The 15,661-nt window shown below is 57.7% G+C and carries 10 protein-coding genes; 3 read left to right on the top strand and 7 right to left on the bottom strand.

What is annotated here, in order from left to right; all coding sequences use genetic code 11:
* Positions 1 to 371: 371 nt before the first annotated feature.
* The 4 genes from ACTHV6_RS10620 to ACTHV6_RS10605 form a co-directional block, all read right to left on the bottom strand.
* Positions 372 to 4,202: a DUF5979 domain-containing protein gene (locus ACTHV6_RS10620; RefSeq protein ID WP_441387504.1), complete on the bottom strand. Its 3,831-nt coding sequence runs from the start codon at positions 4,200 to 4,202 to the stop codon at positions 372 to 374.
* 229 nt (positions 4,203 to 4,431) lie between these two features.
* On the bottom strand, positions 4,432 to 6,792 hold the full coding sequence (locus ACTHV6_RS10615; RefSeq protein WP_441387503.1) for a LuxR C-terminal-related transcriptional regulator: 2,361 nt from the start codon (positions 6,790 to 6,792) through the stop codon (positions 4,432 to 4,434).
* 671 nt (positions 6,793 to 7,463) lie between these two features.
* Entirely contained in the window at positions 7,464 to 8,006 is a 543-nt protein-coding gene (locus tag ACTHV6_RS10610; protein WP_441387501.1) for a DUF2087 domain-containing protein, read from the bottom strand.
* Positions 8,007 to 8,017: 11 nt separating this feature from the next.
* On the bottom strand, positions 8,018 to 8,533 hold the full coding sequence (locus ACTHV6_RS10605; protein WP_441387500.1) for a methylated-DNA--[protein]-cysteine S-methyltransferase: 516 nt from the start codon (positions 8,531 to 8,533) through the stop codon (positions 8,018 to 8,020).
* Positions 8,534 to 8,735: 202 nt separating this feature from the next.
* Between ACTHV6_RS10605 and ACTHV6_RS10600 the strand changes: the two genes are divergently transcribed.
* Positions 8,736 to 8,954, top strand: coding sequence for a type II toxin-antitoxin system VapB family antitoxin (locus ACTHV6_RS10600; RefSeq protein WP_441387498.1), 219 nt, complete (start codon positions 8,736 to 8,738; stop codon positions 8,952 to 8,954).
* On the top strand, positions 8,951 to 9,370 hold the full coding sequence (gene vapC / locus ACTHV6_RS10595; protein ID WP_441387496.1) for a type II toxin-antitoxin system VapC family toxin: 420 nt from the start codon (positions 8,951 to 8,953) through the stop codon (positions 9,368 to 9,370). The genes ACTHV6_RS10600 and vapC overlap by 4 nt, the downstream gene beginning before the upstream one ends.
* 14 nt (positions 9,371 to 9,384) lie before the next feature.
* Here the strand turns inward: vapC and ACTHV6_RS10590 are convergent, their stop codons facing one another.
* The 3 genes from ACTHV6_RS10590 to ACTHV6_RS10580 all read right to left on the bottom strand — a co-directional run bounded on the left by ACTHV6_RS10590 (position 9,385) and on the right by ACTHV6_RS10580 (position 14,030).
* Positions 9,385 to 11,307, bottom strand: coding sequence for an ABC transporter ATP-binding protein (locus ACTHV6_RS10590; RefSeq protein ID WP_441387495.1), 1,923 nt, complete (start codon positions 11,305 to 11,307; stop codon positions 9,385 to 9,387).
* Positions 11,308 to 11,441: 134 nt separating this feature from the next.
* The gene (locus ACTHV6_RS10585) at positions 11,442 to 12,803 is read right to left on the bottom strand and encodes a GntP family permease (RefSeq protein ID WP_441387493.1); all 1,362 of its coding nucleotides are present in this window, start codon (positions 12,801 to 12,803) and stop codon (positions 11,442 to 11,444) included.
* A 75-nt stretch (positions 12,804 to 12,878) separates the two neighbouring features.
* Entirely contained in the window at positions 12,879 to 14,030 is a 1,152-nt protein-coding gene (locus ACTHV6_RS10580; RefSeq protein WP_441387491.1) for a glycerate kinase, read from the bottom strand.
* Between the two features lie 310 nt (positions 14,031 to 14,340).
* On the opposite strand from ACTHV6_RS10580, the gene ACTHV6_RS10575 reads away from it, so the two are divergent.
* Entirely contained in the window at positions 14,341 to 15,630 is a 1,290-nt protein-coding gene (locus ACTHV6_RS10575; RefSeq protein WP_441387490.1) for a methyltransferase domain-containing protein, read from the top strand.
* Positions 15,631 to 15,661 lie beyond the last annotated feature (31 nt).

Genomic DNA, 15,661 nt, shown 5'->3' with positions numbered 1-15,661 from the left:
CCGTATGCTGTAGTAGCTATGCAATATGCACGGCGCACACCACATACGGAACTCAAGGCGAGCGTACCCGCCTCGCGTGGAAGGCCGTCGTGCCCGCCGGAGAATGATCACTCCTCCGGGTGGCACTCCGTGTTTGCGGCGTAACGGCCGGCGCCGGTATCTACCAAGACCTAGTCTCGAACCGCAATATTAACCGTATTGCTACCCTCATTCGTCCTAAGCCGCAGTTCCGTTTACGGACATGAGTGGATGGCGCGGGAAAAACCGCGTCGTCGAAAAAACAAACGAAACCATCGACTACACGATGAGCGACACGAACGAGGCCCTACCAACTCACATTGGCAGGACCTCGTTGTTTATTACCGAGTCCGTTAGCTCGCGTTACCACGCCTGCGAAGCAGAACGATCGCAGTACCAGCCAGCAGAAGAACCGCTGCAATACCAGCGATCACAAGTACTCCTTGGGCACCCGTGAACGGCAGATTAGAGCCCGCTGAAGGCTGTTCTGACGGCGCTGTTGAGGCATCATCGGACGGAACCGTATTGACTGGCTGCGCTTTGTTCACCAGTTCAACGGACGCCGTGGTTCCCGCCCCTATCGTCAAGGTTGCAGTACCATCGCCGTTTTCCGTGAGGCCATCACCGCTCCACGCGGGCATTGCCCACGTGAGCGCAGCGGATGCTTCAGGCGCCGCTTCCGTCAGCACAACGTCCGTCATATATGGGAGTTCCTCACCGAAGGGTACGGGTGTGCCGTCAGTTGGAATCGTGAAATCCTTCGAGTTCTGTTCACCATCCACAATCCACGCGGCAGTAACATCCACTGACTTGGGAACATCCGAACCGGACGTATCCACGCCTGTGATGGTCTTGGACAGCTCGAAGGTTCCGGGCTTCCAGTGGGCCTCGTTGGTTACGGTCACAAGCGTGACCGCATCGTGCTGATCTGATACCACGACTGTCGCCGTGCCATTCTCACCAGCCTCAACGCCGGTTCCGCTGAACCTCACGTTACCCCAGTTGACACCTACAGCTTCTGGAGCCGTGAGCTCCGAAAGGGTCAGGACAGTACCGGCCGGAAGATCCTCACCGAGGATTGCCGGTTCGGCAGCGTTGATCGCGAGTTCCTTGGATTGAGCAGTGCCATCAGCATCCTCCCATTCCACCAGCACGGTGAATTCCGTATCTGAGCCAACCGCTTCCGCAGCCTCACCGCCAACTACCTTCAGCACGCTAAGACCAGCGGTGGACGTGGCAGCATGATTCTCCACGGACACAAGTGCCTCCGAACCTCGGGTTACGGTCACGACGGCACTGCCGTCCTCATCCAACTCAACGCCGGGTCCGGACCATGCTGGGGTGCCCCATGCGATGCTCGAACCATCGGCAAGAGGCGTCTCCACGAGAGTCACCTCAGTGCCAACGTACAAGTCCTCGCCGAATTCGACCGCCGATCCGTCAGTGGGCAGGTTGAGAACCTTTGAATGTGATTCGCCCTCCTGCTCCCACGTGGCGGTTACCTCTACCTCGTCCGGTACCGCGGTGTTCTTGGCTTGATCGCCCGTCACATTCTTCGCGAGGGAGAAGGTGCCCAGAGTGCGATTTGCCGTGTTTGTTACTGTGACTAGTACCGGCGCGGCAACGTGATCTGCTGTTACCTCTACCTGTTCCGGAGAGAACTCAGGAGTTCCCCAAGTGATCAGATCATTGGTTTCCGGCAGATTCTCACTGAAGGAAACAACGGAGCCAATCGGCAGATCGTCGAGCGTTAGAGGCTCACCCGGTGTCAGTTCCAAGGTTCGATCCTCTTGAGCCGGAAAATTGTCTCCCAGTGCCGAGGTGTCGATCTTCGCCGTGATCGGGAATGAGTCAACGTCCGAGAGGCCGCCAGCCGGGCCGTCGACCTTCTTATCAATCTGGATAGAGCCAAGCTGAGCCGTATTGTCCAACTCGACCTGAACGTTCGAACCTGGTGTCAACGTGGCAACGGCAGTGGTTCCGTCCTCAGAGGGAGTCACACCCTCAGAATCGCTGAACGTCGGATCGCCAAATGTCACACCAGGGACATTCGGGAAGCTGGGCTCCGAGAGCTTGATTGTCCATCCGTTACCTCGTGCGTTCAGTCCCTTGACCGGATCTCCGTTGAGAGGAACCTCGAGATCATATTCGAGCTGAACGTTGCCCTCAGGGTCAATCTCTTGTGCATGCACCGTAAAGTTGGTGCCTTCTGGCACGAACTCGGCTCCCGCGTTGTCAGTGAGGGCCTTCGAGATCTCTACGGACCCGCGTGAAACACCCTGACCGGTACCGCTCCCGCGGTACTCCTGAGTCACTGACTGCTTGTAGGTCTTACCCGCAACAGTTGCTTCGTTTCCATACGTTGCCCCTGGCGCATCCATTCCACCACTGGCAGTGCAGGTGGTGTAGCTGATCACGTACTGGTATTCCTTGCTCCAACCCTTTGACGTTGCCTCCCCGTCCCCCGGGAGGGGGAGATCCGGTGCGGCTATCTCGAACGTCAACGCGCCATCCTCAAGCGAGGCGGTGGTTGCGTCCGTCAGGTCAACGGCCGGCAAACCTCCGTTGTTGATCTGATCGCGGGCCTCAACCTTCAGCCCGAGTCTGGATTTCAGATTTTCCCCTTCACCACACACGGTGAGGTTTTCGGAGCTCTTATCAGTAACCGTGACAGGACTTGCGATCTGGACAGGATCGGTCAAGCGTTCTCCGGGAACAGTGATTCCCCAGTTCAGGGTTGTCTGTGGGAGATAATCAACATCGTCGAGGGTGACCATGTTGGAGTTGATGCTACCGGTCTTTCGCTCCGTTCGATTAGGGACCTCCGTGGTACTTGCTTGGATCTTTCCGTCCACGCTCGCTTCGTTAGAGAACGCAGTCCCACTTGTGGGAAGCCCGTCCGTTGTGGCGCACGTCTGATATGTAATCCTGTAGATGTATGAATTGCCTTTAAAGGCGAAGTCAGAGCCGGTCGCGAACTCGACGGAAAAACTCTTGCCATCCTCAGCCGGTGTAACCGCTCGGGCAAGCTGCTCCTCGCTGAGAACGCCGACGAGATCGTCACTCGGCCCGTACCGTTCCGCGACCTTCAGGCCCTTGACCGTGTAAGCACCAGATTCGTCCTTGCACAGTGCGTGCTCACCCGACAAGGCGTCGGTGAAGTTAAAACCATCCTTGTTGTGGAGCAAATCGCCGGCAACATCCACTGTCCAGTTAATCACTCCGTTTCGATTGGCCCCGTCAGAGACCCAACCCCACTTATTGACAGCGTCACTGAAGTCCCAGTCCTGCGTTAAGCCGATAACGCCGGATGATTCGCCGAATATATCGACGTAGGCTTCGTTCGTGTATTCCGTACCTTCAGGATCGATCTGCTTGTCTGGAGTGCACGTCTGGTAGGTGACGCGGTAGAGGACGTTGGTGTCCCATCCCCCTTCTGGCTCCATCAGGGTGATCTTGAAATCGTGAGGATCTGCGACGCCCTCAGTTTGGGTTGAAGCAATGGCTGACACGTCCTGCTTGTCTCCACCACGCTCGGAAACAACCTTGAGGTTAGCGGGATCGCACAGCTGATGGTTATCGCTGAGGTCTTCAAGGATGGTAACTGTCTCATTGCCCGCGAGTCTGGACCCCGGAAGCTCAATGCTCCACGTCATCGACCATTTGTTGCCGTTCAGGGCACCAGACTTGCTCCACTCATCCTGAATGATGACGCCGTCATCGATTCCGCCCTCGCCGGGTAGATCCACTTCGATTGTTTCTCCGTTGAGATCGAATTTGACGGTCTCTTCGCTTGTCGCCTGTTTGGCTTCAACTTGCAGTTCAAAGGTTCCCTTAACTTCTTCTTTACCTTCAACCGCATCTGAGAGACTGCAGGTCATAATCCCGTCACTTGGCGAGTTCGTCAAGCAACTCCCCCAGCTAGTGCCATCAGCGTCTCTAAGCTCAAGCGGAATCTGCGCTTGGAATCCAAGCTCCGGTGGCAAACCAACCGTGAACGTGTCTCCGGGCTGTGGATTGGCGTCCGTGGCATCCCACGCCCCAGTGAAGGTCAGGACATCGCCGATGGTTGCTTGTCCGCCTTCTTCGCTGGACAGCTCCCCGCTCACTTTAATGCCATCGTTCTGGGCGGCGAAGCTTGGGGACGGCATCGCGATGAGCGATCCGAAAACTAAGCAGAGCACTCCGGATAGTATCGCGAATAATCGCGTTCTTTCGCGCACGGGGCACCGTACATACGCTTCGGTGGTTCTAGTCATGGGCTCCTCAATTCCGACTCGGACCCACACCTGATCACTGTGGTGTAGGCATCGATCGGAAACGAGAGCGTGTGATGCTCCGTGCCGGAATTTAGTGGCCGGAGATTTAGCCGATCGACATCAAGACGCTAGCCCGAGAAACCCTGATTTCTAGCTATTCCTTAGCTTTTCCACCCCGCATTCCACCCCAAGACTGGTTGGGTGTGTACAGACCCAAGAGTTGGGCTCTCTGTACTGCCTCGTGACGATTCGAGACGTGAAGCTTCCGGTAGATACTCCGTAGATGGAACTTCAACGTATTGATCGATATGAAAAGAGAACCTGCCGTGTTCTCGAGGGGTTCACCATTGGCTAGCTCGCAAAGCGTCCTCAGCTCAGCTCGGCTCAGCCTGCCGTATTGATGGCACCTAAGATTCTCGGGCATCGCATCCACATACTCGTACAGGCTGTCGTCCCCAGAATCCCTCAGGTACTCAGCTAACTCACGTAAGGACTCATAAGGAACCCACCCCAGCACCCCGTATCCCACATGCTCACGCATCAGCCGAAGAGCTTCGTGTGCGGCGTCAACAGCGGAGCTGTGCATCTCCAACTGCCACAGCGCAACCGCCGATAGGAGGCTCCATTCAGCGTGTTGACGCGGAATGAAGCCCGCTGGCCCATTGTCCTGAAGGCTGGCCAGCGCCTTTCGCGGTTGTCCCTTCAGCAGGTAGATCCTCGCTTGGACGATGCCCTTCCCAGATTCTCCTTCTCCTGCACTGTCAAGCTGACGCTGCGCCGATGCCAAGTCTCCCGTGACGGCCATGAGACTAGCGGTGTACGCATAGAGGGTGTGAGTATAGGAATCCGAAGCTGCCTTCCTCAGTGGCCACGTATTCAGACGGTGCTTGAGAAGCCGCAGAGCATGACCGCTCCCATTCAGTTGGCGTTCGATGTCAGCTTCGGCCATCACGTGCAACGGATATGTCACCACCCACGCATGGTCTGCCATCCATTCGGCCGTCATTGGCTGATCTTCAAAAGGTTCGTCCCAGCCGTTGAGCGCGGCGTTCCGGAGGAGAATTCCCGCAAAGTACCCGGCTGTCAGATCGAGTGTGCTTTCCTTTGCACGAGATGAGAGGGAAGCTCGTACCTCGTGAACTTCATCGAGGTACCTCTTTGCCTCAACCATATCTCCGGTACAAAACTTAACTCGCGACAGGCCACGGAGCGCCCTCATCTTCACCGCGAGACTGTTCTCGCGTTCCGCAAGCCGCAATGCTTTCAAATTGCTTCTCTCGGCGAGAAGGTAATCACCGTAAGCATTGGCAGCATATCCGACAAATGTCCACATCATCGCAACCATGGAGGGGCTGCCGCCAGAACCTCCCTCCACGCCATCCGTCATGCGGCGGGCTAGGTCCTTAGCCAGGCGATAGGCCTCGGCCACGCTGCCCACGGTGACTTCTGCGGCCACCAAAGCACATTCGGCGTAGATAACGGTCATTGGATCATTGCCTAGAAGTAACTGACGCATAGATTCGCGACTTCTGGACATGCGTTCACGCTTAAGCTCAACGCTCATCGTGGGATCTGCGTGATCGATGAACATGCGAAGCCCATCTATGGCGCCGTACTGCCGGGTCCTTTCCGGGTCCACAAGGCCCAGTGTGATCCGCGTCCCCTTCTCATCGGCGAGGAGCTGCACGAATCTTCGCCGCGCCATCCGCTCCGCTCCCTCTAAATCCTCGATCTGGATTCGGGCACGGAAGGCGCTGCTCGGGTCGTAGTCATCAATGTTCACCGAGTAATAGAGACGCAACCGCCTCAGTTCTTCTTGAGATAGCGCAGAAAGCCCTCGGTGCGCCACAATGCTCGCGATGCCTTGATGACAGGAATATCTGATCCGATCGTGAGAGGGAAGGCGATGGATGAGACCCTGATCCTCGAGAGCAGCACATACATTGCCTACTTCATCAGTCATCTCGCGGGTGCTCTGCGTAGTTAATTCCGGATACTCCATCTGCGCCAAAACATTGACACTTACGCCAGGACACAACGCGATTTCGTACAGTACGCGCTGGCCCACACCTTCCCCAGCTAGGTCGATATACTCAGCCACAATACGGGCAAACTGTTCCGTTGGCGCACCGGTACCTGAGCATCCGATCTGTACCGGAAGGGGCCAACCAGCGACCGACTGGGCGAGATCTATGATCGCCTCCTGCCCTTCTTCCCTCGCATAGAGTTTGGCCAATTCACCTACCTCATCGTCAGTGAAAGCGAGTTCGTCAGCAGTTACTAAGCGCGCGTCATATTGGCTGGTGACGAGAGGACTTGTCAATGAGGTTGACCGGCGTCCGCTCACAACAAGGTCAAGCAGCGGCGATTCATCGAGGAGCTGGACAAGCGCAAGATCAAGCGTAGAACTCGTGGCGTACTCGAAATTGTCAATCGTAATGACGAGCCGCTCAGTCAAACCAGCTATGTGCTCAGAGATAGCCCGATGGATCTGAACGTGATCAAAAGGCTGCACAGTGACTATGCCAAGTGCCCTCGCTAAAAGCACCCAGAATTGCGCACTCGAGACGTAACAACTTCCAAGGATAAGCCAGACAGATTCCTTGCCATCACGTGCCCATTGCGTCCCCCACTGGGACAACGGAACACTCTTGCCATATCCAGCCGGAGCGCCAACAATGGTCAGAGGCGCGCGGTCGTTTATTTGTAAGCGTGGCCGCTCAAGAACTCGGAATCTCACGTACGGGCGCTTGTAGCGAACTCCAATGAGATAGTTCTGAAGGCCCTCAGCAATTGCCCTATGCGTATCATTTGCACCGCTCATAAGCCGTCCTCAGTCACACAACATGCGGGCCCTGCAATGGCGTGTCATCGCAGTACCCAAAAATCGCCGGTAATTGCATCCGCGCGCAATTCAGCCGCAGACAGATCGGTGACCAGTCTCCGTCTGGTCCCTATATCAGGGTACTCAAAATGCGCGCTAGGCTGTCATTTTCCCCTGCGCCGCCGCGAATACCACCCGGGAAGCCACCCGTACAGTTTGGCCGAGCCGCCAATAATCTCCGGGCCCTACGACCTGCGCTACACCCGGTTGGGCACTCCTCACAGTACAGGTTCAACCGAAAATACAACACCTTCGAACGGATCTACTCCGCACCAAACCGCCCGAAAGCTGTGATCCCGAGGCTAGACACATCTTTCAGGCCCACGCCGGGAGTATTGCGCCCCATCCGGGCTGCGATAAACGAGACCGTGATCGACGAGGTAGCGCCGCAGTTCCGCCACATCATCTGTAAAGGGGCGAAGGCGCTCGTTAACATCCTTTTCGGACAGCACCTCGGCTGGCCCGAATGCCTGTGCAGCCACCCACGAAAGGAGCTCAGCGCGCTCGGAGGAATTCGCTGGATATTGAATAATCAGCTTGCCATGAAGGAACCGCTCGATGCCCCGTTGTTTAGCGGGTTGAGCACCACCGGAGGCAAGTGCTTCACGAAAAATCGATTCGTTGAGACTCCCGGTTTCCGGGTCAACGAGGCCGCTCTTTTCTATCGCGGCGGTGACCTTACGGCGCTTGGATGGGGTAAATTCGGCGGAAGCCGTCTCAAATTCCTCGCCGAGCATCAGCTTGGCCGCCACCCGGCGAGTATCCGGATTCGCCAAGGCAGCCATGATGTTACGCCACTGATTGGGGTTGGCCCTATCGCTTGGCTCATTCGTTGTTACGGACATGCTGTTTGACGTTAGTCCTCTCGCTCAAGGTCTAACAAATAGCGCTTGGCCTCGAGGCCGCCTCGGTAACCACCGAGGCCACCATCTGTGCGCACAACGCGGTGGCACGGCAGCACGATCGGAAGCGGGTTTGCCCCGCACGCACTCCCTACGGCTCGCGTGGCACCGGGTTTACCTAGCGCCTCCGCAACTTGCTTGTACGTCTGCGTCGTTCCGTAGGGGATATGCGCCAAGTATTTCTGCACGTCCAGCTGAAAACCAGAACGTCCGGTGAAATCCAACGGCACATCAAATTCACGGCGTTCGCCCGCAAAGTACTCGGTGAGCTGCTGGCCAGCGCGTGCGAGAAGGTGCGCCCGCGCTGCCTGCGCATTAGCCCCCTGAGATTCGGATTCTTCCTTGGGCAATCCAATTCCGCTCGTCACGGCCTCGAATCCTTCCGATTCGAAAGCAATCTGAGTCAGGCCACGATCACTTGCAACAATCAGAAGCTCCCCAATGGGCGATGTCACTTTGCTGTACTCCACGGTTGCCTCCCTAGGTCCGCTTTCGCCCCAGCCTACTCGCTCTGCTCGCCCGCCGGGCCACTCCACAGGGACATCGACGATGTCATAAAGACCGAACGAGAAATCACAATCAAAACCAAATTTTGTTTTCTTTTGCTCTTCTCAAACGGTGAACGAATCTCTTAGAATCATGTGTAACTCTTTGTGTAGGGAGATGTGTAACATGGCGACCAACTTAGCAATTGACCCAGCGCTCCTAGAAGCAGCATACGAAGTTGGGGGGATGCGAACCAAGAAGGAGACTGTCACCATTGCCCTCGAGGAATTCATCGCGAAACGCAATCGCGGAAAAATCGTCGAGCTATTCGGAACGATCGACTGGGACGATTCCTTCGATTATAAGGCTGCCCGTAAGCAGCGTGAACTGGACAATCCTTCATGACTTTTCTCGTAGACACTAGCGTGTGGTCGCTGGCTTTGCGTCGCAATTCGCATTCTACAATTGCTGAAGTAGAGGCTCTACGCGCCGCATTGTCACAGGGCAGCGATATTGCAACAACCGGGATTGTGTTGCTAGAGCTTCTCCAACGCGCTGTGCCAAGTAAAGCCCAAGACCACATCCGAGATGCATTCAATTCCTTGTCCTTTGTGGAACCAGATCGTCAGGATTACGAAGCTGCCGCACATCTCTCCAACACGTGCAGACGGAACGGCGTCCAGTTACCAACAGTAGACGCACTCATCGCGCAGCTGACCATCAGACACGAGCTGATACTGCTGACCACAGATAAAGATTTCACTCACGCCGCCGAATACATACCACTACGGATCTACGACGCAGCCGCCAGCACCACCTAGAAATCCCCGCCCAGTCAGTGTTCGATTTCGTACCGCTTCAAGCTCTTGCGCGCCTTCTTGGTGCCTTCGTTCTGCAGCGCGAGCAGGCTGGCGTAGATGCCGCCCGATTCGGCCAGCTCAGCGGGCGTCCCCACCTCATCGATCCGCCCATCCTTGAGCGTAATGATCCGATCCACCGTGGCGATGGTGGAGAGCCGGTGCGCGATGATCAGACTGGTACGGTCCTCCATGAGAGATTCGAGCCCGGCCTGAACCTGCCGCTCGGCGCGTGTATCCAGCGCCGAGGTAGCCTCGTCCAACACGAGGATCTGCGCATCCTTAAGGATCGCGCGCGCCACGGAAATCCGCTGCTTTTGCCCGCCGGAAAGCTTGAGGCCACGCTCCCCGATCAGCGTCTCATACCCCGAGTGGAAGCCGGAGATAAACTTTGCGGCGTTCGCGCGGGTAGCAGCGTCAACGATCTCCGCCTCGCTCGCGTTCGGCCGAGCATACGAAATGTTCTCGCGGATCGTCCCCGAAAACAGCGACGCATCCTGAAAAACCACACCCACGCTATCGCGAAGCGCGGCCACGGAAATATCCGAAACATCCTGACCGAACACCCGCACCGTCCCGCCGCGCACCGGGTAGAGCCCCAGGAGCAGCGCGGTCAGCGTGGTTTTGCCGCCGCCCGATTCGCCCACGAACGCCACGCGCTCGCCCCTGCGGATCTCGAAACTAATGTCCGAGAGGACGTCGGGATCGTCATCGTAGCCGAAGGTTACGTGATCGAAAGCCACGGCGATGTCCGAATTTTCGACGACGACGGCGTTCCCCTCCCCGTCAACCAACTCGGACGGACGCGCCCCGGATGTAGGTGAAGCTTCGGACGTACGGGTGGCTTCGCCGTCGTCGATCAAATCCATCAAATCTTCTGGCAAAGACTCTTGGCTCATCGAATCGGCAAGAGCTGGGCGGCGATGCGGTATGAGTGCCATGACGTCAAAGTAATCCTTGGAGCCGGCGATCGCGTGCTGGGCGGTATCCACGATGAAGCTCATCGATTGGATGGGCTGGCGCGCTAGGGCGATCAGCTGGATGAGGAGCACCATATCCCCCACGGAGAAGGTGCCGCGCGCCGTGTTGACGAAGATGATGGCGTAGATGCCGAAGAAAACGAGCGACATAAAGGCGCGGCGGGCGAAGTCCATCCAATGCCAATGGGTGGACTGATCGCGTGTGACGTCAACCGTCCGCGCGTAGCGGCGCGTGAATATTTTGAGTTCGCGCAGCTCCTGAACGAAGGACTTCACCACGCGGATCTGGCCCACCACTTCCGTGAAGCGGCCGCCCGCCAGATCGATTTGCTCGTTCTTCTGGCCTTCGAGGCGCTGCCAGCGCCGGGAAGTGAGGGCCGTCAGCCAGAGGTAAACCGGGAAGATGATCGCGAGCAGAATGGCAAGCCACGGTGAATAGATCGCGGATACGATGAGCACAGCAACCACCGTCAACAGCGTGGTGAAGAAACTGTTAGCGAAGGACTTCGCGAAGTTCGTGACTTCCATGATCGAGCGGTTGAGGCGAGATGTGATGGTGCCGGTGAGCTCGCCATCAAAGTAGCTTTGCGGGAGGGTCAGGAGCTTCTCGTAATAACGCACCGATAGAATCGCACGCATCTTCTGGCTCATCACGTCACCGAAATAACCCCCGATCGAGGAGGCGACGGTGGAGAAAATATCGATCGCGAGGAAGGCCGCGGCCAACCAGAGGGCTGTCGTGATGGCGGCGTTCACGGGCGTGGCGCCGCTGACCGCATCGACCGCCGTATCCGTGGCGCGGCCGATAATGAATGGCACAACGATATTAGCTGCCGTCACAAACACCGAAGCCACCACGATAAGGATATAGTATGGGGTGAGCTTCTTCGTGAAGGTGATGATCCTGCCCAGCTGCCTCATGAAATCCTTCCCTAGCTCGCGCTCGGCCCTTGCCGAATGCGCCCAGCAAGCCTACTCGCAAACGATCAGGCACGCCGCGGGGCAGATCACGGTTTCGTTGGGAATTATTCGCGTGACGGTTGACCGTTCCACCCCTACAACACGATTGCTCCAATAATCCACACGGTGATGAAGGCAGCAACCCCTTCGATTCCAGAGGCCACGGTCAGGGTTCGATAGGCAACGCCAACAGGCAAACGGCTGAGCCGGGAGACTACCCAGAAGAAGGAATCGTTCGCGTGAGATACCACCATCGATCCGGCCCCGATCGCCAGAACGGTCAGAACCATCCCGATTTCCGAGTCGAGCCCCATGGAGCCCAGGAGCGGCGCCAGAATAGCCGATGTGGTCACTAGCGCCACAGTCGAGGAACCCTGAGCAGTCTTCAGAGCCGCAGAAATGAGGAACGGCACGAGGAGGCCAAGGCCGAGCGAACTGAGTGAATCAGCCAAGATATCCGTGAGTGCCGATGCGCCGAGGATCCCACCGAAGGCCGCACCTGCGCCCGTGATGAAGATGATCGGCCCAGCAATTTCGATAGCGCTGGTGATCTCCGTGTTGAACTGCTCCAGCTTGCCTTTGCCACGCAGAAGGCACACAGCAACGGCCAGACCAATGAAGAGTGCCACCAGCGGAGTTCCCAAGAACACGATGATATCCGTGACGGTCCCCGCCCCAAATGGAGCACTCGGCAGATTGGCGATCGATGCAATACAGATAAGAATGAGCGGCACGATGATGGGAAGGAACGAAGCACCGGCGGAAGGCAGCTTGCCATAGCTTTCACGAAGCTCCTCATACGTCTTGTTGTCCAGATCGTCTTCACCCGTGGGAGGCAGGAGCTCCATCGTGGAATGCGTGAACCGCTGCGCATAGACAAGACCAGCAAAGGCGGCCACGAGCGAAACCGGCAACCCCACGGCAATCAAGAATCCGAGATTATGCGAGATTCCAACGTTCTCCGCCGCGGCGAGCGGGCCGGGTGTCGGCGGAACAAGCGTATGGGTCGCATAAAGCCCCGTCATCAGCGCCACTGCGGTGCCGATTGACGATACCCCTGTTCTCAGCGTGATGGCTTTGCGCAACGAATTGAGAATCACGTATCCGGAATCGCAGAAAACGGGGATAGAGACGAGCCAGCCAACAAGCGACATCGTCAGATTCGGGAACTTCGGCCCCAACACACGCACCAAGAAATCCGCCATGGAAATCGCGGCACCCGAACGCTCCAGAATTCCTCCGAGCATCGTCCCCACCAGAATCACGAGTCCGATGTTTCCAATCGTCCCGCCGAATCCCTCGCCGATCGCGGTGGTGACCTCCGCCATCGGCACGCCATACGCAAACGCCGCGATGAACGCCGCCGCGATCAGCGCGAGAAACGGATTGATGTTCCACTTGGCGGTCAGCAGCACAATGCCCACCACAAGTAGCAAAAGCACAATAATCTCGTACATCAGTTAGCCCTTCAGTCGTAGTTTTGGTGTATTTAGTTGAACGACGGCGGGCGTGATGCAGCCGCGCGGTTCTTGCTAACTGAGCCAGAACCTGGCTATCTGGTAGGCGTTCCACTCCACCAGTTCAGCAGTTTGTGGGGCGATCTCCTCGAGCGTGGATGGGCCGCGTGCGATGGAGAAGGCAGCAGTAACCCCACTGCGTTCCAAATCTTCCGGCGTAATACCCACCTGACCTGCCAGCACCACAAGCGGAACATTCGGTGGGGTGAGTTGGCGGACCCCGTATATTACCTTGCCATCGATGGATTGGCTGTCGAACCGCCCTTCGCCCGTGAGCACCAGATCGGCGGACCCGACTGTTTCTGGTGCACCGAGCGCTTGGCTCACCATCTGCCATCCGGGTTCAAGTTCCACTCGGAAGAAGGCGTGCAGAAGTGCGGCAATCCCACCTGCGGCGCCAAGTCCGGGGACACCCTCAGTTTGCTGGCCGCCAACGGCTTCCGCAACGCGGGCCATGTTGGCCAGAGCGGCATCAAGAACCTCCACGTCCTCGGGCGTCGCTCCCTTTTGCGGGCCAAACACGTGGGCAGCTCCGTGCGGGCCGGTCAGAGGATTCGTGACGTCAGCAGCAATCTTCCACGTGATGTCAAAAGCACGTGGATCTACATTTTCTACGTCAATGGTGGCTAGCTCCACGAGGCATCCGCCGCCATCAGGGAGTTCATTGCCGTTCTTGTCGAGGAAACGCATGCCCAATTCGCGGAGCATTCCGGTGCCGCCATCCGTGGTGGCGGAACCTCCAGCAGTCAGAAGAATCTCTTGCACCCCCTGATCTAGCGCGGCCCGCACCATGGCGCCAACCCCTCGCGTTGTTGCCTCGCGGGGCCGAAGAGGGACATCGGAAACAGCTGCCAGCCCATTGGCTTGTGCGGCCTCGATCAGGCCAGTCTTGCCGTCTGGGGAGACTCCATAGTGGGATCTAATCGGCCGGCCGAGTGAATCTGTGGCGTCGCATGCTTGAGCCGCAGTCCCCCACGCCGCCAGCACGGCCTCCAAGGTGCCCTCCCCGCCGTCCGCAAAAGGAATCTCGCTCACATCTACGTGGATATCCAGCGTGGTGGCCGCACGTTCAACCCCGCGCCGCATAGCGCCAGCAACTTCACGGGCAGAAAGCGTTCCCTTAAACGAATCAGGGATCGCTACAACCTTATGTACCTCATTGTCCATGCTTTGAGGGTACGGGAGGCTGGCGCTCGATGCCACTTACCTTGGTCACGGTTGAGTGGCTGCGTCGGGTTCACCTGGTAGCCGTGGGCTAGATTATAGATCCGCATGTTGTAGCAGCCATGCGTATAGAGGTGGCTTACACCAAATACGGAACTGGGCCACAGGACTGTCGGGAGCTGGCTGGCTTATAGATCCGCATGTTGTAGTAGCCCTGCGTATAACGGTGGCTTACACCAAATACGGAGGCGAACTGCTGTTCCTGCACAGATGGCCCGCGTTCGGAACGTCCCGAGGCTTGTAGGCTTGGAGCGTGCAATGCGATTACTTCGATGCGGGCGTGTGCCGCTCGTGTACCTTCATGGGCGAGCCATACTCCGTGCAGCTCGCCAGAAAGCAGGAGGAAGTTGCCGGATTGCTCGAAGCATGGCCCACTATCGAATGGCTTCCCGCCTTCGCATCGGCCGAATCCCTTTTCCGAAACAAGGCCAAGCTGGTGGTTGGCGGTTCCCCGCAAGCGCCAACTCTCGGGATCTTGGACGCACAGCGGAAGGGAGTTGACCTGCGCGAGTGCGGGCTCTATGAACCGCGGCTCGCTGACTGCTTCGGTGTGCTCAGCGCGTTTGTTGCGCGAGCTGGGCTCATGCCTTTTGATGTTCCGACCGGGCGCGGCGAGCTCAAGAACATCATCGTCACCGTGTCTCCCAGCGGTCAGCTCATGGTGAGGTTCGTGCTGCGCTCCACTGAATCGTTGCCTCGTATCCGCAAACACTTGTCGTGGCTGCAGAGTGCGTTGCCAGAAGCACGGGTGGTTTCCGTCAACCTTCTACCCGAACGCAAAGCCCTGCCAGAGGGTCCCGAGGAAATCGTGTTGACGGAAGCCGATGCTTTGCCTATGAGGATGGATTCGGCCACGCTCTACCTGCGCCCGCAATCTTTCTTCCAAACCAACACCGCCGTTGCGCAAGGCTTGTACGCGCTGGCTCGTAATTGGGTGGACGGTATCGCGAGCGCACGCAACTGGTCCGGCGGGGCCAGCGAGTCCGGCGGTTTCAGGAGTCCCCTCAAAGTATGGGACTTGTACTGCGGCGTTGGTGGATTCGCCCTGCATTGCGCGGGGCCACAGCGCGACGTTCTTGGAGTGGAAATAAGCGAGCAGGCGGTGGAAAGCGCGCGGCTTGGTGCTGTCGATCTGACGGAGGAGTTAGCCTCTGATCGCGATCGTAGCGAGATCTGGCGTGACGGCTCCTCCATGAAGAGCCCTCCATTGCGCTCGAATACGACCCGTGCTGGCACCGCCGAAGCGCGGGGTGAAAGCCCTTCGCTTCGATTCATGGCGGGAGATGCGGATTCTGCTGTCCGTGCCGAGGGTGGTTCTCCGGACATCGTGATCGTCAATCCGCCGCGCCGGGGAATTGGCAACCTCGCAGAGTGGATCGAAAACTCGGATGCTCAATGGCTTATCTATTCAAGCTGTAACGCCAAGAGCCTAGCTAAGGATCTTGGCGCGATGCCCGGCTTCATCCCAACCACCGCTCGCCTCTTTGACATGTTTCCCCAAACGACGCACTGCGAAACGATGGTGCTGGCGCAGCGGGTCTAATGGTGCTGGCGCAGCGGGTCTAATGGTGCTG

Origin of the sequence: Ancrocorticia sp., from assembly GCF_052089425.1 — a bacterium.
In the GTDB taxonomy this organism is placed as follows: Bacteria; Actinomycetota; Actinomycetes; order Actinomycetales; family Actinomycetaceae; genus Ancrocorticia.
Note: the sequence above shows the minus strand (reverse complement) of the source record. Positions and strands in the feature narration are given on the sequence as shown.

What these genes read in the sequence shown, in the direction of transcription:
- ACTHV6_RS10585 (WP_441387493.1), bottom strand. Translation starts at nt 12,803, where the DNA reads ATGTACGAGATTATTGTGCTTTTGCTACTTGTGGTGGGCATTGTGCTG.
- ACTHV6_RS10580 (WP_441387491.1), bottom strand. Translation starts at nt 14,030, where the DNA reads ATGGACAATGAGGTACATAAGGTTGTAGCGATCCCTGATTCGTTTAAG.
- vapC (WP_441387496.1), top strand. Translation starts at nt 8,951, where the DNA reads ATGACTTTTCTCGTAGACACTAGCGTGTGGTCGCTGGCTTTGCGTCGC.
- ACTHV6_RS10590 (WP_441387495.1), bottom strand. Translation starts at nt 11,307, where the DNA reads ATGAGGCAGCTGGGCAGGATCATCACCTTCACGAAGAAGCTCACCCCA.
- ACTHV6_RS10610 (WP_441387501.1), bottom strand. Translation starts at nt 8,006, where the DNA reads ATGTCCGTAACAACGAATGAGCCAAGCGATAGGGCCAACCCCAATCAG.
- ACTHV6_RS10600 (WP_441387498.1), top strand. Translation starts at nt 8,736, where the DNA reads ATGGCGACCAACTTAGCAATTGACCCAGCGCTCCTAGAAGCAGCATAC.